The sequence below is a fragment of the Salicola sp. AFF1 genome, from assembly GCF_056783195.1.
The window spans coordinates 63,482-84,239 of record NZ_JBXAYL010000006.1 but is presented as its reverse complement, the minus strand read 5'-3'; the positions used below and the strand labels follow the sequence as shown (position 1 = coordinate 84,239).

The window sequence follows — 20,758 nt, the reverse complement described above, 5'->3', positions numbered from 1 at the left end:
GTGTTGCTGACATGAAATTCGAGGGTACCGACAATTACGTTGCCACTGACGAGCTCCAGATGGCGGTCAATGCAGCCATCACACTGGAGCGCCCGCTGCTGATCAAGGGCGAGCCCGGTACCGGCAAGACCATGCTGGCCGAGGAGATGGCGCGCGGCGTTGGCGCCGAGCTGATCACCTGGCACATCAAGTCCACTACCAAGGCCCAGCAGGGGCTTTACGAGTACGATGCGGTTTCACGGCTGCGCGATTCGCAGCTCGGATCCGACAAGGTTCACGACATTGGCAACTACATCGTCAAGGGTAAGCTCTGGGAAGCCTTCGAGGCGGACCAGCGCGCCGTTTTGCTGATCGATGAGATCGACAAGGCCGACATTGAGTTTCCGAACGACCTGCTGCAGGAACTCGACCGCATGTCGTTCTATGTCTATGAAACCCAGCAGCAGGTGGAGGCCAAGCAGCGTCCCATCGTGGTCATCACCAGCAACAACGAGAAGGAACTGCCGGACGCTTTCCTGCGCCGCTGCTTCTTCCACTACATCGACTTCCCCGATCACGACACCATGAAGGACATCGTGGACGTGCACTTCCCGGGCATCCAGCAACAACTGGTTCAGGATGCACTGGAGATTTTCTTCGATGTGCGCCGGGTTCCGGGTCTCAAGAAAAAGCCGTCCACCTCGGAACTGATCGACTGGCTCAAGCTGCTGATGGCGGATGACCTGGCCCAGAAGGTGATTCAAGACAACGACACCTCCAATGCGTTGCCGCCGCTGTATGGGGCCCTGGTGAAGAATGAACAGGATGTGCACCTGCTGCAGAAACTGGCATTCATGGCCCGGCGGCGTCGCTGATAGGCTGACATGAATGCGGATCCACTGATAGCGGGGGCCCTATGCTCATCGACTTTTTCCTGGAAGTGCGCCGTGCCGGGGTGCCGGCCAGCCTGCGGGAATTTCTGGACCTGACGGAGGCGCTGCAGAAGCGCCTGGCGTTTGCGGACATGGAGGATTTCTATTTCCTGAGCCGGCTCTGTCTGGTCAAGGATGAACGCCATTACGACAAGTTTGACCGGGCTTTCGATGCCTACTTCAAGGGCATCGAGAATCTGGACGAACTGCTGGAGGCGCTGATACCGGATGACTGGCTGCGCTCGGAATTCGAGAAGCATCTCAGTGAGGAAGAGAAGCAGCAGATCGAATCCCTTGGGGGGCTTGAGGAGCTGATCGAGACGTTCAAGCAACGCATGGATGAGCAGACGGATCGCCATGAGGGTGGCAACAAATGGATCGGTACCGGTGGCACCTCGCCGTTCGGGGCCAATGGCTACAACCCGGAAGGCTATCGGATCGGGCAGGAAAAGGGCCGGCACGGGCGCGCCGTCAAGGTCTGGGAGAAGCGCGAATACCGTGACCTGGATGACAGCGTCACCATAAGCTCGCGCAACATCAAGGTTGCGCTCAAACGCCTGCGCAAGTTCGCCAGGGAAGGGGCGCCCGAGCACCTTGATATGGACGACACCATTCGTAACACGGCTCGCAATGGTGGATACCTGGATCTCAGGATGGTTCCGGAGCGCCACAACGCGGTGAAGGTCCTTTTGTTCTTTGACGTGGGCGGCTCCATGGACCCGCACGTGCAGGTCTGTGAGGAGCTGTTCTCAGCCTGTCGCGAGGAGTTCAAGCACCTCGAGTACTACTACTTCCACAACTTCATCTATGAAGGGGTCTGGAAAGACAGCAGTCGCCGCACCACGGAGATTACGCCTACTTGGGATGTGATTAACACCTATCCGTCGGATTACAAGGTAATCTTTGTGGGGGATGCCAGCATGGCCCCCTATGAGGTCAGTCACCCCGGTGGCTCCATTGAACACTGGAACGAAGAAGCAGGGTCCACCTGGTTCCAGCGCCTCACGGACCATTTCAGCAAAGTCGTCTGGTTGAATCCATTGCCCGAGGACTACTGGGGGCAGGGGGGATCACTGGGGATGATCCAGAAGCTGGTGGGCTATCAGATGTATCCCATGACGCTGGAAGGATTGGAGTCAGCCATGCGTTACCTGAGTCGCTGAATGCGTTACGCAATGATGACGAAGTCCTAAAAAGGCTTTAAGATCCGGATCCATAAAAAGACTAAGTAAACGACAGGTTACCCACAGGAGATCCGTCATGGAGATGGAGCAGTTTTTCAAAGAGAAATACCCGGCTGAGCTCCCCCGGGAAGTGGACACGCACCAGTACACCACCATGCTGGATGTGTTCGAGAAATCCGTGGCGCGGTTTGCAGACCGGCCGGCATTCAGTGGCGTGGGCGTCACCCTGACGTACCGCGATCTGGACCATTACAGCCGTGCCTTCGCCGCCTGGCTGCAGAATGAGACGGATCTCCAGCAGGGCGACCGCATCGCCATCCAGATGCCCAATATTCCGCAGTATCCGGTTGCCATCTACGGCGCCATGCGGGCGGGACTGGTGGTCGTGAACACCAATCCGCTCTACACCACCCGTGAGATGGAGCACCAGTTCAACGATTCCGGTGCCAGGGCGCTGATTGTGCTGGCCAACATGGCCAACAACGTGGAAAAAGTGCTTCCCAATACCGGGCTTGAGCACGTGATCGTTACCGAGCTTGCGGATCTGCACAAGCCGCTCAAGCGCACGATGATGAACGCGGTGGTCAAGCACGTTAAGAAGATGGTGCCTTCCTACAGTCTGCCGAAGGCCCATGCATTCCCGAAGGTGCTCAAGGCCGGCGCGGGTCTGACGTACCGCCCCGTCAGCGTCCAGCGCGAGGACATCGCGGTGCTGCAGTACACCGGGGGGACCACCGGTGTTGCCAAGGGCGCCATGCTGACCCACTCCAACCTTGTCTCCAACCTGCTCCAGGTCAAGCCGATGCTGGCCTCGAAGATGGAGGAAGGCCAGGAGGTGGTGATCGCGCCGTTGCCGCTTTATCACATCTACTCGTTCACCATGAACTGCGGTGTGATGCTTGAAAGTGGTAACCACAGTATCCTGATCCCGAACCCGCGGGATATCCAGGGCTTCGTGAAGGAGCTGAAGAAGTGGCGGTTTACCGCCTTCCTCGGGCTGAATACGCTCTTTGTGGCATTGGCGAACAACGAGGAATTCCGCAACCTTGATTTCAGTTCGCTCAAGATTACCGCAGCAGGCGGCATGGCACTGACCAAGCCGACGGCGGACCAGTGGAAGCAGGTAACCGGCTGTGAGATCACGGAGGGCTATGGCCTGACGGAAACCTCCCCGGTGGTCAGCCTGAACCCGCTGGGTGCCGCGCAGATCGGCACCATTGGTATCCCGGTACCGGGTACGCTGATCAAGACCATCGATGATGAGGGTAATGACCTGCCGATCGGCGAGGCAGGGGAACTCTGCGTCCATGGCCCACAGGTTATGAAGGGCTACTGGCAGCGTCCCGAGGAAACCAGCAAGTCCATTGATGATGAGGGCTGGTTCAGGACCGGCGATGTGGCCCGGATTCAGGACGATGGTTTTGTGAAGATCGTGGATCGCAAGAAGGACATGATCCTGGTGTCCGGGTTCAACGTCTACCCGAACGAGATCGAGGATGTTGTCATTGGCAGTCCCAAGGTGCTTGAGTGTGCCGCTGTGGGCGTTCAGGACGACAAGAGCGGTGAGGCGGTGAAAATCTTTGTGGTCGCTAAAGAGGACGATGTGACCCAGGATGAAATCATCAAGTACTGCCGTGATAACCTGACGGCGTACAAGGTGCCGAAGCATGTTGAATTCCGGGACGAGCTGCCTAAGAGTAACGTGGGCAAGATCCTGCGGAAGGAACTTCGGGACAGCTGAGGCTGCCTGAAGGCTGGCTGCTTGAAACCCCGTCTGGATCAGGCGGGGTTTTTTGCGTCCTGAGCCCTCCCCACCACACTCGTTTCAAACGCCCTGAACAATCCCGTTACTGGAGTAAACCTGACGTTGGGTCAGCAGGAAAGCAACTGGCGAGAACAGATCAAACAGTCTCTGGCTGAGTGCCGGCAGTGGGAGGCTGCGCGTATCCTGCGGCTGATGGGTCGTGGGCAACCGGATGGGAAAACGCGCGAACGTATTGAGGGCCTCCTGAAGGAGGGACAGGCGGCGCTGGAGCGGCGCCGGAGTCTCGCTCCGTCGATCTCGTACCCCGAGTCGCTGCCGGTTTCCGAGCGCGTGGACGATATCCGCGAGCTGCTGGAGCAGCACCAGGTGGTGATCGTTGCGGGTGAGACAGGGTCGGGCAAGACCACCCAGCTGCCCAAGATCGCGCTCGAGGCCGGGCGCGGCCGGAGGGGGCTGGTCGGCCATACCCAGCCGCGGCGTATCGCGGCGCGCACGGTGGCGCAGCGTTTGGCGGACGAAATGGCGTCCCGGGTTGGCGAGACCGTCGGTTATCAGGTGCGGTTCAGCGAGCAGACAAGTGAGGATTCCCTGGTCAAGGTGATGACCGACGGCATCCTTCTGAATGAGCTTACCCATGATCGGTTCCTGGACCGTTACGACACCATCATCGTGGATGAGGCCCACGAGCGCAGCCTTAACATTGATTTCCTGTTGGGAGCGCTCAAGCGGATCCTGCCCAAGCGCCCGGACCTGAAGGTGATCATCACCTCGGCCACCATCGAACTGGACCGCTTCAGTGCCTACTTTGATAATGCGCCGGTACTGGAGGTCTCAGGGAGAACCTATCCGGTGGAGGTGCGCTATCGGCCGCTGGCCGACTCCGAGGATCCGGAGTCGGGGTGGCCTGGTTCCATTGAGTCGATCGTTCACGAGATCGAGGCGTACGAGAAGGAGCAGCGCAAAGGGCCCGGCGATATACTGGTATTCCTACCGGGTGAGCGGGATATCCGGCAGGTGAGCAAGGCGCTGCGGCATGCGGATCTGAAACACACCGAGGTGCTGCCTCTGTACGCGAGGCTGTCGAACCGGGAGCAGAACCGGGTGTTCCAGCCGCATAAGGGGCGCCGGATCGTGTTGGCCACGAATGTGGCGGAAACATCACTGACCGTTCCGGGCATCCATTACGTGATTGATACCGGCGTGGCACGGCTCAGCCGCTACAGCGTACGGTCCAAGATGCAGCGGTTGCCGGTGGAGCCGATTGCCCAGGCCAGTGCTGAGCAGCGTAAAGGCCGTTGCGGGCGTGTGGCGCCCGGGATCTGCTTCCGGCTCTATGATGAGGCGGATTTCCTGAACCGGCCGGAATTCACGGATCCGGAAATCCGGCGCACCAACCTGGCCTCGGTGATCCTGCAGATGACCAACATGGGGCTGGGCGACGTTAAACGCTTCCCCTTCATTGATCCGCCGGATAAGCGCCTGGTTAATGATGGTTACAAGCTGCTGGAAGAGCTTGGCGCGGTGGATCGGCACCGGAAGGTGACCAAGGCGGGTCAGCGCATGGCGCGCCTGCCGGTGGATCCCAGGCTGGCGCGGATGCTGCTGGCGGCGGAGCGCGAGGGCAGCCTCGCCGAGGTGTCAGTGATCGCGGCCGGGTTGAGCATCCAGGACCCTCGGGAGCGCCCGGGGGACAAGCAGACCCAGGCGGACCAGGCCCATGCACTGTTCCGGGATAAGCACTCGGATTTCAACAGCCTGCTCAATCTATGGAACGCTTGGGAGGAACAGCGCCAGTCACTGTCCGGCAACCAGCTGCAGAAATGGTGCCGCAAGCATTTCGTCGCTTTCCTCAGGATGCGCGAATGGCGGGATATCCACCGTCAGATCCTGCTTCTGGCGCGCGAGCAGGGCATGCGGGTGAACCAGCGGCCAGCGGATTACGGGAGTGTTCATCGGGCGCTGTTGGCGGGACTGCTGGACAATGTCGCAGTGAAAGAGGAAAAGGGCTGGTTTCATGGTACCCGCAACCGCAAGTTCCGTATCTTTCCCGGATCCGCCCTGGCAAAGAAGCCGCCCAAGTGGATCGTGGCTGCCGAAATCGTGGAGACCAGCCAGGTATTCGCCCGCATGGTGGCTGGTATTGAAGTCGATTGGGTGGAGCCGCTGGCGGAACACGTGGTGAAACACCATCACGCGGAGCCGCATTGGGAGAAGAAGCGGGCCCAGGTCATGGCCATGGAGTCGGTCACGCTCTATGGCCTGACGCTGGTGGCCAATCGCCGGGTGGGCTACGCCAGCATTGACCCGGAACTGTCACGGGAGATTTTCATCAGGCGTGCCCTTGTTGAGGGCGAATACCGCACGAAAGCCCCTTTTGTGCTGGCCAACCAGGAATTGATCGAGGAGGTGACCTCGCTCGAGGACAAGGTGCGCCGGCGGGACCTGCTGGTCGACGAGGAAACCCTGTTCCAGTTCTACAACGAACGCTTGCCCGCGGATATTGTCAGTGGCAAACACTTTGAACGCTGGTGGAAGCAGCTGGACGAGGAGGCGCTGCAGCGCCTCTACCTGAGTGAATCCGACGTTTTCCAGCGCGACCCGGAAGAAGATACCGCCAGCCAATACCCGGACACGCTTGAGTGGCATGGCCTGGCGTTTGAGTTGCGGTATCACTTTGAGCCGGGCAGTGCGGAGGATGGCGTAAGCATCCGGGTACCGCTGATGGCCCTGAAACAGCTGCCGGTGGAACGGCTTGGCTGGATGGTGCCGGGGCTGTTGCGGGACCGTGCCATTGCGCTGGTCAAGAGCCTTCCCAAGTCGTTGCGCCGCAATTTCGTGCCGGTTCCGGACTTTGTGGACGCAGCGCTGGCGAACCTTACCGCCTGCAACGAGCCCTTGACCCGGAAGCTGGGCGAGCAGCTCCAGCGGATGACGGGCGTACGGGTGCCCGAAGAGGCCTGGGCGCCGGAGAGCCTTCCGGACCACCTCCGGATGAACGTTCAGGTGATCGATGAAAAGGGGAATGTCCTGGATCAGGGACGGGATGTTGAGGCCCTGATTGCGCGCCACGAGGACGAAGCGCATCAGGCACTTGAGAGTGCCATGCAGGAGGGGGCGGAGGAACCCGAGACGGAAGCGGACACTCTGGCCTCTGACTGGCCGGGGGGTGACCTGCCGGAAAGCGTGGAGACCGAGCAGGGTGGCATGCAGGTGCGCGTCTACCCGGTACTGGCGGACGAAGGCCATGGTGTGCGCCAGACCCAGGTGCTCGATCCGGTGCGGGCCTGGTACCTGAACCGCCAGGGCATTGCCCGGATTCTGGTGAACCGGCTGGGTAATGCGCTAAGGGATCTGGATCGCCGGCTTCCCGGCTTCCATGAGGCGTCATTGCTGTTCGCGCCCGTGGGGCGCAAGGCGGAGCTTCTGGATGACCTGCTCATCGCCACCGCCCAGTCCCATTTCCTGGCCGACCAGGACCTGCCCCGCAGTGAACAGGCGCTCGAACACTGCCTGGAAGCGGGGAGAGGCAATGTCATACCGGCGCTGGAAGCGAACAGCCAGCTCCTGTACCGGATCATGGAGCGCTATCACCGGGTAATGAAGGGGCTCAAGGGCAAGATTCCCTTGAACGTCGCCCAGAGTATGGCGGACCTTAAGTTCCAGATGAACCAGCTCATCTACCCTGGGTTCATGGCGGCCACCCCCCCGGAGTGGCTTGTGCATTTTCCACGCTACATGGAGGCGGCGCTGATCCGGCTGGATAAAATGCCGCGGGAGGCGGGCCGGGAGAGGGCCTTTCTCACGGAATTCCAGCCATTCTGGGATCGTTATGTAGAGCGCCGTGAGGCCTTGGCGGTCCAGGGTATTGAGGACGAGGCCCTGATCACTTACCGCTGGATGCTGGAGGAATACCGGGTGTCGTATTTCGCCCAGCAGCTGGGCACGGCCGTGACGGTCTCGCCTCAGCGGCTGGAGCGTCAGTGGCAGCAGGTGCGACGGTAAATCCTTACGTCTGACACACCAATTCCATGTGTTAATATCCGGTATCAGGAATGATTTAACAGGTCCTTGAGCCCACAACAACCGGAGTCATACCCGTGTCGACAGCAGTGATCAGTGCCACCGGTCTCTTCTCACCGCCCAGCGTCATCGACAATGACGAACTGGTTGAAGCTTTCAACACCTATGTGGCGCGTTACAATGAACGTAACGCGGCCGCCATTGAGCGTGGTGAGCTGGAAGCACTGGCACCTTCCTCCACGGACTTTATCGAGAAGGCATCAGGCATCAAGCGTCGGCACGTGATGGATAAGGAGGGCATCCTCGATCCCGAGCGCATGAAGCCCTCGATCCCGCAGCGGCCCAATTCCGAGTACGGCATCCAGTGCGAGATGTCGGTCAAGGCCACCCACCAGGCTCTGGAGCGGGCCGGGATCCATGCAGACGACCTGGATGCGGTGATCGTCGCCTGTTCCAACCTTGAGCGTCCCTATCCGGCGGTGGCCGTCGAGGTTCAGGACGCGCTGGGTGTTGATGGCTTTGCCTACGACATGAACGTTGCCTGCAGCTCCGCCACCTTTGGTATCCAGAACGCGGTGGATGCGATCAATAACGGTCACGCCCGCACGGTCCTGGTGGTGAATCCGGAAATCTGCAGTGCCCACCTCAACTTCCGTGACCGGGACAGCCATTTCATCTTCGGCGACGCCTGTACGGCGGTTATCGTCCAACACCCGGAGGACGTTCCAGCCGGTCTCGGTTTCGATGTCCTGGGGACGCGGCTCAAGACACGTTTTTCCAACAACATCCGTAACAATTTCGGTTTCCTCAATCGGGCGGATGAATCCGGTATCGACCAGCCAGACAAGCTGTTCGTCCAGGAAGGGCGCAAGGTGTTCAAGGAAGTATCACCGCTGGTCGCGGACCTCATCGGCAACCACCTGGACACGCTGGGGCTGGCGACCGATCAGCTGCGGCGGCTCTGGCTTCACCAGGCCAATCTCAATATGAATGAGCTGATCGCCAAGCGGGTCCTTGGTCATGACCCGGCGCCTGGCGAGGCTCCCGTGATTCTGGATGAATACGCCAACACCAGCTCCGCAGGCTCGATTATCGCATTCGATCAGTATCAATCCGACCTGAACAGCGGCGACCACGGGCTCATCTGTTCGTTTGGCGCTGGCTACTCCATTGGCAATGTGGTCGTCCGCAAACGCTGAGGCGGCCTAAAGGCCGCTGTCCGCGCTCAATGTCCGGAGGCGGTCGGGCAGGGGGGTGGGGCGGCCGGTGTCATGGTTGATCCATACCACTTTAGCGCTGCCTGAGGCATAAAGGGTTCCGGCTTCCGCGTCCAGAACCCGGTAAAGGGTTTCCAGGCTGCTGTTGCCGGCCCTGCCCGTGCGGACTTCAACCCGGATTGTCGCGGGATAGACCAGTTCCTGGTGAAAGGTGGCGCCGGTGGTTACGATAACCGGACCTTCGCCCTGACCGTCGGTGGTCAGCGTCTGGCTGTCGAACCACCGTATACGGGCCTCTTCAAAAAAGCGGAAATAAACCGTATTGTTCACGTGGCCGTAGGCGTCCTGGTCGCCCCAGCGCACAGGGAAGGTTTCCTCATGGACCAGGCGGCCCTCGGGCGTGTTCTCGGACATGATGACTCCTCTTCTATGGATGGCGTTGATTCTAGGGCCGAAGCAGATGATTTCAATCCCCTGACCGACAGCAAGGATGGTTTGATGAGGCAAAGTACGTTGATTGCGGTGCTGGCATTTGGCCTGACCGCTGGTGCCATTGCCCAAGCGGCGGAAAGTGAGGCAGGCAATGGTCTGCCCGGCGATGTTGACCCAGAGACAGTGGCGCGTAGTGGGGCCTACGATGACAGGGATCCGTGGGAGTCGTTCAATCGCAGCATCTTTACCTTCAATGAAGCGTTGGACAGTAACGTGGTACGCCCGGTAGCGCGCGGCTACAACCGGGTTACGCCGGAGCCGGTTAACGATGGGGTTACCAATTTCTTCAGCAACATTGCTGAACCGGGCAACATCCTGAACAGTTTACTTCAGGGTAAAGGTGAGGCCGCGCTCATCAGTACCGGCCGTTTCATCTTCAATACAACCTTCGGGCTGCTCGGCTTAGTGGACGTGGCCAGCCACATGGAGCTTCCGGAACAGGACGAGGATTTTGGGCAGACGTTTGGCTACTGGGGGATGGATACGGGCCCGTTTCTGATGCTGCCAATCCTGGGGCCGTCCACCGTCAGGGATACGGCGGGCATGGGCGTTGAGTATGGCGTGCCGGATCTCATGGACCCGATTGACGTCCGCCCGCGCTATGGCCTTTACGCACTCGACGGGCTGGATACCCGGGCGTCGCTGTTGCGTTATGAAAAGCAGATCACCGGTGATCGCTACAGGTTCATGCGCAACGCCTATTTGCAGCGGCGTGCGTACAAGGTTAATGATGGAAAGGTGAAGCACGATCCTTTTGCCCAGGAGGATGAAGACCTGATGCTCGAAGACTTCTGATCACGGGTTATACTCAGGTCAAGAATCACCAACCAGTGCTCAGGGGAGCCCCTTATGAGCCGCAGGATCTCGCATTACCGGAAGCTTCTCAAGCAGGCGCGCACCTATGAACAGTGGAAGGCGGCGGCGCTGGAGCTGGACTATCTGGAAGGCAATGTGGAGTGGAAAGAGGCATACGCCTCCGAGCTTTACAATTACAACCTGATCCATGATCGGCTGCGGGAATTGCGCCACTATCACCAGACCGGGGATTACGCCGGGCTCAAGCGCGCAATCCGTGAGGGGTTGCACCACGATCTTGGCAACATGGCCAACCCTGCCCTATACCACAACAGCTACGTGGGGACGAAACACCTGATCGAGGAATACGTGAACCAGGTGTGCGAATCCATCAACCTGCTGTGCGACACCCCGATGCCGGAACTTCCGGAGAGCGAAAAACTCGGGTTCTTCAAGGACACGTTGTTGAGTTACGGTCGCCCGGCGCTGCTGCTCAGCGGGGGTGCCACACTGGGGCTGTTCCATCTGGGGGTTATCCGTTCACTCTGGGAGCGCGACCTGCTGCCGCAGGTGATATCAGGCTCCAGTGCCGGCGCCGTAATGGCGGCCATGGTGGGCACCACGCCTGATGAAGAGCTGGAACAGTTATTGGAGCCTGAACGGCACAACCTCAAGGCCTGGCGCTGGAAAGGGGTGGTCAATGGGCTCCGGGGCGCTGGTTTCATGGACCAGGCTGTGCTTGAGCAGTGCCTGCGCGAGAACATTGGTGAGTTCACGTTCGAGGAGGCCTTCCAGCATACTGGGCGTTCGATCAATATCAGTGTGTCCTCGGATCAGGGTCAGCACGCAGCGCGCTTGCTCAGTGGCTATACCTCACCCTATATGCTGGTGTGGAGCGCCGCCCTGGCGTCCTCGGCCGTGCCTGGCGTGTTCCCGCCAGTACAGTTACAGAAAAAGGATCACCAGGGAGCGACCGTTCCCTACATGCCCCGACTTCGGTTTGTGGATGGCTCCGTGGTCAGTGATCTCCCACGGGAGCGCCTGATGCATCTTTACGACGTTAACTTTACCGTGGTGAGCCAGACGAACCCGCATGTTGTGCCCTTTCTGCGTCGGGATGACGGCTACCAGCGGGAAAGCCTGGCGCGCTTGCCGCTATCGATGTTGAGGGCTGAGCTCCAGTTCCACGGCAGGGGGTTGTTCGATGTGCTGAGACAGCGCATGCGCCCGGAATTCGCGCGTCAGGCTTGTGGTCAGATTTACACCATCATGGCTCAGCAGTATAAGGGCGATGTGACGCTGGCGCCACGCTACCGGTTGCGCCACTTCCGGCAGATGATGGCCAACCCCTCACCGGAATTCGTGCGGGAGATGATGCTGGAGGGCGAGCGGGCCACCTGGCCCCTGATCTCCCAGATCCGCACCCATGCCAAGATTTCGCGGACCCTTGAAAGCTGTATCCGGCGCCTGCGTCAACACAACCGCAAGGGCGCCGAGCTGCACGTGATCGCGAGCTGAGCCTGTACGCTTCCGGGTCCGCCCGCTATCATGGTCGGTTTCTTACCCCACCCGTGGATTGGAGCGCATGCTCAACGAGGATACCAAGGCTGAGATCCAGGCAGCCTATCGCGCCGTTCTGGCGGGCAAGGATATGCGGGCACGTTACGGCCAGCGGCTCATGATTGCTGAGATCGCCCGCTACCTTGGCGAGATCACGGAAAACGACGGTCAGCGGACCTCGGCCCACAAGGCCTGTGTTCTGGAAGCCGGAACAGGCACTGGCAAGACCCTCGCCTACCTGTTGGCGGCGATTCCGGTGGCGCGGCAGCAGGGCAAGCAGCTGGTGGTTTCCACCGCCACTGTTGCGCTTCAGGACCAGATCGTGAACAAGGATCTGCCGGATCTGAAAGCCCATTCGGGACTGGATGTCAGGTGGTCGCTGGCGAAGGGGCGTGGGCGTTACCTGTGTCTTTCCAAGGTAGAGCAGAGGCTGCACGGCCATGGCAATCAGGACAGCGACACCATTCCGCTTTTCATGCTCCAGGACGACACCGGGGAACCCGCGGAGACCCGCGCCTTTCACGAGAAACTGTTCTCGAGCTATGCGGCGCGCGAATGGGATGGGGATCGGGACCACTGGCCGGATCACATTCCGGACGAGGTCTGGCAGGGCGTAACCACGGATCATCGCCAGTGCACCAACCGCCGCTGCAGCTATTTCGACAGCTGCCCCTTCTTTGCGGCGCGTTCTGAGCTGGAGGATGCGGACGTTATTGTGGCCAACCATGACCTGGTGCTGGCGGATCTGGCGCTGGGCGGGGGTGCCATACTACCGAAGCCCGAGGACACCATCTATGTCATGGACGAGGCCCACCACCTTCCGGACAAGGCCCTGAACCATTTTGCCGCTTCGCTGGGGCTGGAGGGCACACGGCAGTGGTTGCGCTCCATGACCCAGGCACTGGCGCAGCTGTTGCCGCATCTGCCGGCTGATGCTGAGTCGGCGCGAACCGTGCAGAAGCTGACGGACCTGGCGCGGGAAATGGACCCCCTTCTGGCGGCCGTGCATGAATGGCTGGAGGAGAATACCCCCTGGGAAGGGGCGGAGGATGGTGGCAACAGTCAGTACCGCTTTCCCGGGGCGAGGCTGCCGGATGCCCTCATGGAGCAGGTGACGGCGTTGAACCAGTACCAGGTCCAGCTGACCCGGCGTCTGGACCAGCTTTCCGATGCCCTGGACGAAGGCATGGACGAGCGCAAGGAGGGGGATATTGACCGGGAAACCGCCGAGGCCTGGTATCCGGTGATTGGCCAGTTCCATGCAAGGGCGGAGGATCAGTTGCGCCTTTGGCAGGCCTGGTCCGAGCCCGTACCGGAGGCGGAAGAAGGCGAGGACAGTACGCGGGCCCCCGCACCGGCCCGGTGGCTGAATCGTCGAGGCGGGGATAACGCAGACATCGTCCTCTACAGCAGCCCGGTTCTGGCGGACAATGTTCTGTTTACGCGCCTGTGGAGCCGGTGCTTCGGGGCCGTGCTCACCTCCGCGACGCTGACAGCGCTGGGGCGCTTTGACCGGCTCAGCATGCGTGCGGGCTTACCGGCGGACAGCCGCTGTCTGGTGATTCCCTCGAACTTCCGCTACCAGGAAAACGCGACTGTCGAGGTGCCCGCCTCAAGCATGGAGCCAGGGGATCCAGCCAGCTATGCGGAACGCCTGGTGGACCGTCTGCCCGGGGTGCTGGCGGATGACACCGCAGCACTGGTGCTTTTTACCGCGCGCCGGGATATGCAGCGCGTGCGGGATATGCTGCCGGAGATCTGGCGGGACTGCGTGATCACCCAGGACGACCATACACGGGCGGAAGTGCTGGAACGTCACCGCCAGCGGGTGGATGCTGGACAGACGTCGATCCTGTTCGGTGTGGCCAGCTTAGCGGAGGGCATTGACCTGCCCGGAACCTACCTGGAACACGTGGTGATCACGCGCCTGCCGTTCTCGGTTCCGGATGACCCCATTGAAGCCAGCCTTGCCGAATGGATCGAGGCAAGGGGCGGCAACCCCTTCATGGAAATCAGTGTGCCGGACGCCTCGATAAAGCTCGTGCAGGCGGCGGGCCGGTTGCTGAGAAGTGAATCCGATACCGGGCGCGTTACCATTCTGGACCGTCGCATCATCACCCGGCGTTACGGCAGCATGCTCCTTGATGCCCTGCCGCCGTTCCGTCGGGTGATTGCCGCCTGAAGGGGTATTACTCCCCCCGTTTTGCCGGATGCGGTTCGGGGCTGATCAATCCCTGCTGCCGCGCCATGGCATAGGCGGCCTTGGGGCCGTTCCAGAGTGAGGGCAACAGGATGAGGGAGACCGGAATGGCGGTGATCACGATGAACTGTTGCAGGGCGCTGATCTGGCCCTCCCCCATGTAGAGGAGGATGGCCGCCATCATGGCCATGGCAATGCCCCAGAAGACACGGACCGCCCGGTTGGGCTCGTCATGGCCTGTTCCCACCACCGAGATGGCGTAGCTCATGGAATCGCCGGTGGTGGCCACGAAGATGGTGGTCAGCACCAGCACCGCCAGTGCCATCAGCGTACCGCCAGGAAGGGCCTGTGCAACGGTGAGCGTGGCCACGTCGAACTGGAAGTTCTGGAGCGGCTCCGCGAGGTCAATGACGCCTTCCATCTGGTAGAAGATGCCGGCGCCGCCCAGAAGCGTAAACCAGACCGTTGTAGCGACAGGCGCCATAACCGCAACAGCGAGGATCATTTCGCGGATGGTGCGGCCACGGGATATGCGGGCCACAAAGATCGCCATTAGCGGCCCATAGCCGATGAACCAGGCAAAGAAGAACACGGTCCACCACTTCATCCACCAGGCCGGGGCGGTTTCGGAGGTCATGGTCCCCATGCGGAAGAACGAGGAGATGTACTGCCCGAAGCCCTGAGTGTAGGCATTGGTGAGAAAGAGGGTGGGCCCGAAGAGCACGATCACCGCTGCAATGGCCAGCGCCAGGATCACATTGAAACGGCTCAGGAACTGGATGCCCCTGTGGATGCCGGTCACCGCCGAGGTGACGTAAATGGCGCCCAGTGCAATCACGATCAACAGTTGGGTCGAGTACTGGTCCTGGATCCCGAACAGCACTTCCAGCCCGTAGCTGACCTGGGTCGCGAGGAACCCGATGGGGCCGACGGTGCCGGCGACCACAGCGATCACGCAGCAGGCATCGACAACCCCTCCGATCCAGCCACCCATGATGCGCTGGCCAAATACCGGGTACAACAGCGTCCGGGGACGCAGCGGATGGCCCAGGTCATAGTGGTTGTGAGCCAGGATAATGGCGGTCAGTGAACCCAGGATGGCCCAGGCGAGGAAGCCCCAATGCATGAACGATTGGGCCAGGGCCCCGGCAATGGCCTCGGCCGTACCCGCCTCGGTTTCAAAGGCCGGCGGCGTGACCACGAAATGGTACACCGGTTCGCCGGCAGCAAAGAAAACGCCCCCACCCGCGAGGAGGGTGCACATGATCATCGACAGCCAGCGGAAGGTGCTGATTTCCGGGGTGGTACGGTTCCCAACGAAAGCGCCGGCAGCGGGGGAGACCGCAACCCCCAGGGCAATGAAGAAGGTTGCCATGAGCAGCAACTGGAAATACGAGCCCAACGCCGCAGCCGTGGCGGCAAAACCGGCCCCGATGCTGTCCGAGACCATCTTGATGTCGTAGAGCGACAGGAGGATGAAGACAATGATGAAGCCAGCGCTGAGTCCCAGAACGACGGGATCACCAAGGCGCTGATGCTGGTTGGGGGCAGCAGCTTCCGGACGTTGTTCGGATGGCGTCATGGGAGCCTCGGGGCCAGTTGAGTGAAGCGCGCGATGATGACAGCTGATGACAGGAAATCAATGGCTGTTGGGTAATAGAGCATAAAAAAGCCACCAGCGGAAACCGTTGGTGGCTGAGAGAGGGGCTTGATGAGGAGAAATCCGAAAGGCCTGAAATCGAATTCCTGTTGCCTCTTGTTACGGTGCCCAATTTAGGGGGATAGGGGGCGTAGAGGGATCGTCCAAAGGGCGTAAAAGAGGGAGTAAAAGAGGGTAATGGTTCTAAAATGTGAACTAAATCACACTTTGAGTCCTGCTACTAATCCACCAGACCCAGTTCGCGGGCTCTTGCAAGCGCACCGGTACGGCTGCTGGCTCCCAGCTTGCCGTAGAGGTTGCGGATATGCGCCTTCACCGTGGTCTGGGCCACCGACATACGCCGTGCGATTTCCTTGTTGGCGTGGCCGGCATGGATCAGCGCCAGAACCTCGATCTCGCGCTGGCTCAACGGTTCTACCAGTTCTTCGGTACCGTCATAGGAGGCTGAAGGTGGCGTTGTTGCGGATTCCGGCTCCACCGCCAAAAGGGAATCAAGCTCGCGCAGGAATGCCGTTGGCAGTCCATGGCGGGGAATGCGTTGGTAAAGGGCAGCCAGGGCGGGCCCTTCCTCAACAAACAGCCGCAGGAAACGCTCCCGGGAAGCCAGTTCAAGGGCTCGGTGGAGCATGATTCCAGCCTGTTCGCCTTGCTCCAGTTGGTCCAGGCATAGAGCGTACACCGCCAGTAATTCGATCAGGTGTTTGATGTGGCGCCCTTTCTCGGTGGACAAGCGGAGAGGGGCCAGGAGGTTGATGGCCGCTTCAGCCTGACCTTCCGCGAGCAGAAGCCGGGCCAGCCCAATCTGCGCCTGTTCCCGGTTGATGGGGTTGCGGTAGTTGTGGTTTTCCAGCCGCTCTCTCCAGGCCTGGGCACTTGGGTCATCCCCGAGTGCCAGGTGGCAACGGATATGAAGGGCTTCCAGGCAGGGCGGTTCGAACAGGATGGCGTCGCGTTTCTGGTCCTGAACGCGTTCCGCATCCTCCAGGTACTCCATGGCTGCCTGGTACTGTCCCCGGGAAAAGGCGAGGTGAGCACGGGTGTACTGGATGACGACGTGCTGTCCGGGTTCGCTGCCCGACCCCAGGTGGGGCAGCAGGGGCGTCATGTAAGCGTCCGCCAGCGTCAGGTCATTCTTCTCCCGGTGGATCTGGACCATGGCGCTGTTCTGCCAGCATGAGACCAGCCGGGGCTGTTGCGGATCGGTATGGTAGGAATTGACCCATTCCCGGACACTGGTGCCGACGTCCAGGGCCCGGTCCATCTCCCCCTGGTAGAACAGGATCCAGGCGAGCAGGCCGCCGCTGGAGAGGGTGGTGGCGTGCTTTTTCTCGCGGCGGCCGTAGGCCACTGCTGATTCCAGCGCATGGGTGGCGCTGGCCAGGTCCCCGTTGGCGTAGCAGTCCAGGCCGATGCCGTAGTAGGTTACGGATTTCAAAGGGATATTGGTGTGGTCAATATCGCGCAGGACCTGTTGGGTAAGGTGCTGGGCGCTGGAGTGGTCGCTACGGGTGCGCGCCATGTAGGAGCGGATCAGTGCGATCTCGTTATGGAGCGCCAGTGCCACATCGGCATTGTCGTCGGAGTTGGCGACACGGATGTCCAGGATGTCTTCCAGCTGCTCCAGTAATGGCTCAATATTGCTCAGACGGTTGAGAAAGAACAGGGCCCAGATCTGGAGCATCATCAGGCGCGGGTTGCGCGTTGTGCGTTCATCCGGCAGATACTGCAGCCATTTGTGGACCAGTTCGTGAAAGCCGGTGTGGATCAGGTTGTTCCCGTACTGCTCCAGCACCTGCTCCAGCCAGTCCCAGTCTTCCAGCTGCAGCAGCTGCACAATGGCTTCCTGGAGGTGATCCTCCTCCAGGAGCCAGCGGATCGCCCGGGCCTGCAGGGCCCTGTAAGCCTCGGGATCGGTCTGGCTCAGGCGTTGCGCCAATGCCTCGCGGAAAAGGTCGTGATAGCGGAACCACTGGTCCCGGGTGTCCAGGGGAATAATGAAGAGGTTGGCGTGAACCAGCTGCTCCAGAACTGCCTGGCTGTCGTCACGCTCGAGGACACTGTTGCACAGCTCGGCACTCAGGCGCCTGCAGACGCTGGTCCGCAGGAGAAAGTCACGGACTTCCGGTGTCTGTTGATCCAGAATCTCAGTCAGGATGTAGTCATTGATCTGGCGGCTGTGCTCGCCTTCATTGAGCACTGCCTGGGTAAGGTCGCTGGTGCTCGTGCTTTTTCCCGACAGGGCGGTCAGCTGCATGGCGGCCGCCCAGCCTTCGGTTCGCTGCCAGATGGCGCGAACCCTATCCGCATCCAGCGCCAGCCCCATGTAATGATTGAAAAAAGCGCTGCATTCCGTCTCGGAAAAGGCCAGGTCACTGGCATGAAGGCCTTCCATCCAGCCCTTCACCCGCCACCGGGACAGCGGTAGTGGCGGTTCCGTGCGCGAGAGCAAAACGAGGTGCAGCGCCGGTGGCGCATGGTCCACGAGGAAGGTCATCTGGCGCTGGATATCGGCGTCCTGGATCAGGTGATAGTCATCGAGTATCAGGTTGGTGTGTGGAATGGACAGCTCGGTCAGGGTGTTGATCAGCGCTGTCAGTGCGCCCTCGATGTGCTCCTGGCCAGGGCTGTCCAGATAACGGTGGATGCTTTCCTGATGTCCGATAATGGTATGTTCCAGAGCACCAAGGATGTACGACCAGAAGCGCCTTGGTTCGTCATCCTGTTCATCCAGGGAGAGCCAGCCCACGGCCTCGTCGTGGTTCGCGCACCACTGGTTCACCAGGGTGGTCTTGCCATAGCCGGCAGGCGCCGTGATGGTCGTTACCCGGCGTGCGGCATCAGGCTGCAGCCGTTCAAGGAGACGGGGGCGGGCGATGGCGCGTGGGTCCGCGGCCGGGCGCATGAATTTGGTGGCCAATAGCATCGGCAGTCCCTGGTCCCGTTCCTGTGCTCAGGTTCGCATTGTCGGGGCTGGCGGTGACAGGATCAAGGTGCTGTGACGCCTGCTTCCCTGGAGGAGGGCTGGGACAGGATGCGAAAAAAATGGAATAATACGCTATATTCTTATAGCGACGTTAAAGCCCCGGAGTCTCCAGGCATGAAGCTGCAACAGCTGCGTTACATCTGGGAAGTAGCCCACCATGATTTGAATGTATCCGCCACCGCCGCCGAGCTGTTCACCTCACAGCCGGGCATCTCCAAGCAGATCCGGATGCTGGAGGATGAGTTGGGGGTCGAGATCTTCGCGCGCTCGGGTAAGCACCTGACGCGCATTACGCCAGCGGGCGAGAGCATCATCCGTGAAGCGGGGGAGATCCTCAGGCGTTCGGATGGCATCAAGCGCATTGCCCAGGAATTCAGTGACCAGAGAAAGGGCGAGCTGCGTATTGCCACCACGCATACCCAGGCCCGCTATGCCCTGCCGCCGCTGATTCGGGCGTTTATGGAGGAATACCCGGAGGTGACGCTCCACATGCACCAGGGCACGCCCTGGCAGATCTCTGAAATGGCGGCCAATGGCGTGGTGGATTTCGCCATCTGCACCGAGGCGCTGGACCAGTTCCATGACCTGATCATGATGCCCGGCTATCGCTGGAACCGTTGTGCCGTGGTCCCGAAGGATCATCCGCTGGCCAGCAAGAAGAAACTGACCCTGGCGGAGCTGGCCCAATACCCCCTCGTGACCTATGTGCAGGGCTTTACGGGCCGTTCAAGGCTGGATCAGGCGTTTGAGAGCCAGGGGCTGACACCGCGGGTGGTGTTTACTGCATCGGATGCGGACGTGATCAAGACCTATGTCCGGCTCGGCCTGGGCGTGGGGATCGTGGCCCACATGGCCCATGATCCGGAAGCGGATCCGGATCTGGTGGCACTGGACGCCCAGCACCTTTTTGAGCCGAGTACGACCCGCATTGCCTTCCGCAAGGGGACCTTCCTGCGGGCCTATATGGTGGACTTCATCCAGCGGTTTGCGCCGCACCTCAGTCGCGATCTGATTGAGGCCGCGGCGCAGCGCAACTCCCAGGCTGAGCTGGATGAGCTGTTCGGGGACATGGTGCTGCCGAGCTACTGAGTCCCCCACTCCACGCTGGAGCTGGCGATCAGGTTATCAGCATGCAGGCCACATTCCTTCTTGGTGGCCTCTTCCCACCACCAGCGCCCTTCGCGCTCGTGCTGGCCGGGCAGGACGGGGCGTGTGCAGGGCTCGCAGCCGATGCTCACAAAGCCCCGGTCATGCAGTTCGTTATAGGGGACTTCCATGGTCCGGATGTAGTCCCACACGTCCCTGGATGACCAGTTGGCCAGGGGATTGAACTTGACCAGGGGGCCATTGCGCCCCTCGAATGCCGTGTCCTGCTGGACCACGGGCACATCATTGCGGGTATCCGGGCTCTGGTCCTTCCGCTGGCCGGTGATCCAGGCGTCAAGGCCGGACAGCTTGCGCCGCAACGGCGCCACCTTGCGAATGCCGCAGCACTCCTCGTGACCATCCTCGTAGAAGCTGAACAGGCCTTTCTGGTTGACCAGGTTCTGGACCGCTTCCGCGTCCGGAAAAAGGACTTCCAGATCCAGGTCGTAGTATTGGCGCACCCGTTCCACAAACCGGTAGGTTTCCGGATGGAGGCGGCCCGTGTCCAGCGTGAAAACGCTGAAGGGTTTCTTCAGGCTGTGCGCCATGGCAATAAGGGCTACGTCCTCGGCGCCGCTGAACGAAATCGCGATACGATCGACCTGCTCCAGAGCGGTCTTGAGGATCTTGCGGGGGGAGGCATCCGCCAGCTCGCTGTTCAGGCTTTCGATATCCATCAATGGGGTTCCATCAATCGAGGGTGGATTCAGTGCTAACAATTCTAACATCCAGTTTGCGTTATTACTCGTGCATTCAGTTCAGGGTTTATTTATGATGGCGACCCCGCAAAAACAACGCTGGCAAGGGTATTGGGTAAAGGAGGCG

General features: G+C 60.5%; 13 protein-coding genes. 9 read left to right on the top strand and 4 right to left on the bottom strand.

The features are described from left to right. Nucleotides 1–11: 11 nt before the first annotated feature. The 5 genes from AC1RQI_RS05625 to AC1RQI_RS05605 all read left to right on the top strand — a co-directional run bounded on the left by AC1RQI_RS05625 (nt 12) and on the right by AC1RQI_RS05605 (nt 9,079). Nucleotides 12–854: an AAA family ATPase gene (locus AC1RQI_RS05625; protein WP_481903999.1), complete on the top strand. Its 843-nt coding sequence runs from the start codon at nt 12–14 to the stop codon at nt 852–854. 41 nt (nt 855–895) lie between these two features. Further along, nucleotides 896–2,074, top strand: coding sequence for a vWA domain-containing protein (locus tag AC1RQI_RS05620; RefSeq protein ID WP_416634629.1), 1,179 nt, complete (start codon nt 896–898; stop codon nt 2,072–2,074). Between the two features lie 103 nt (nt 2,075–2,177). Beyond that, nucleotides 2,178–3,836, top strand: coding sequence for an AMP-binding protein (locus AC1RQI_RS05615; protein WP_481904050.1), 1,659 nt, complete (start codon nt 2,178–2,180; stop codon nt 3,834–3,836). Between the two features lie 126 nt (nt 3,837–3,962). Next, nucleotides 3,963–7,862 carry an ATP-dependent RNA helicase HrpA gene (gene hrpA, locus AC1RQI_RS05610; protein WP_481903998.1) on the top strand — a complete coding sequence of 1,300 codons (3,900 nt, stop codon included), beginning with the start codon at nt 3,963–3,965 and terminating at the stop codon, nt 7,860–7,862. Between the two features lie 95 nt (nt 7,863–7,957). After that, nucleotides 7,958–9,079, top strand: a complete 1,122-nt coding sequence (locus AC1RQI_RS05605) for a beta-ketoacyl-ACP synthase III (RefSeq protein WP_481903997.1) — start codon at nt 7,958–7,960, stop codon at nt 9,077–9,079. Between the two features lie 6 nt (nt 9,080–9,085). On the opposite strand, the gene AC1RQI_RS05600 is transcribed toward AC1RQI_RS05605, so the two are convergent. After that, nucleotides 9,086–9,511 (bottom strand): acyl-CoA thioesterase, encoded by a 426-nt coding sequence (locus tag AC1RQI_RS05600; protein ID WP_481903996.1) that lies wholly within the window; start codon nt 9,509–9,511, stop codon nt 9,086–9,088. 84 nt (nt 9,512–9,595) lie between these two features. Between AC1RQI_RS05600 and AC1RQI_RS05595 the strand changes: the two genes are divergently transcribed. From AC1RQI_RS05595 to dinG, 3 genes are all read left to right on the top strand, one after another. Continuing rightward, nucleotides 9,596–10,384, top strand: a complete 789-nt coding sequence (locus tag AC1RQI_RS05595) for an MlaA family lipoprotein (RefSeq protein ID WP_481903995.1) — start codon at nt 9,596–9,598, stop codon at nt 10,382–10,384. Between the two features lie 54 nt (nt 10,385–10,438). Then, entirely contained in the window at nt 10,439–11,902 is a 1,464-nt protein-coding gene (locus tag AC1RQI_RS05590; protein WP_416634624.1) for a DUF3336 domain-containing protein, read from the top strand. Nucleotides 11,903–11,969: 67 nt separating this feature from the next. Further along, the gene (gene dinG / locus AC1RQI_RS05585; RefSeq protein WP_481903994.1) at nt 11,970–14,126 is read left to right on the top strand and encodes an ATP-dependent DNA helicase DinG; all 2,157 of its coding nucleotides are present in this window, start codon (nt 11,970–11,972) and stop codon (nt 14,124–14,126) included. A 7-nt stretch (nt 14,127–14,133) separates the two neighbouring features. On the opposite strand, the gene AC1RQI_RS05580 is transcribed toward dinG, so the two are convergent. Further along, nucleotides 14,134–15,726 carry a BCCT family transporter gene (locus AC1RQI_RS05580; protein WP_416634622.1) on the bottom strand — a complete coding sequence of 531 codons (1,593 nt, stop codon included), beginning with the start codon at nt 15,724–15,726 and terminating at the stop codon, nt 14,134–14,136. A gap of 298 nt (nt 15,727–16,024) precedes the next feature. Further along, entirely contained in the window at nt 16,025–18,721 is a 2,697-nt protein-coding gene (locus AC1RQI_RS05575) for a winged helix-turn-helix domain-containing protein (protein WP_481903993.1), read from the bottom strand. A 180-nt stretch (nt 18,722–18,901) separates the two neighbouring features. Between AC1RQI_RS05575 and cysB the strand changes: the two genes are divergently transcribed. After that, complete coding sequence (gene cysB, locus AC1RQI_RS05570) at nt 18,902–19,876, top strand: HTH-type transcriptional regulator CysB (protein ID WP_416634620.1); 975 nt, start codon at nt 18,902–18,904, stop codon at nt 19,874–19,876. Here the strand turns inward: cysB and AC1RQI_RS05565 are convergent. Then, nucleotides 19,870–20,610: a phosphoadenylyl-sulfate reductase gene (locus tag AC1RQI_RS05565; RefSeq protein ID WP_481903992.1), complete on the bottom strand. Its 741-nt coding sequence runs from the start codon at nt 20,608–20,610 to the stop codon at nt 19,870–19,872. The genes cysB and AC1RQI_RS05565 overlap by 7 nt on opposite strands. Nucleotides 20,611–20,758: the final 148 nt, after the last annotated feature.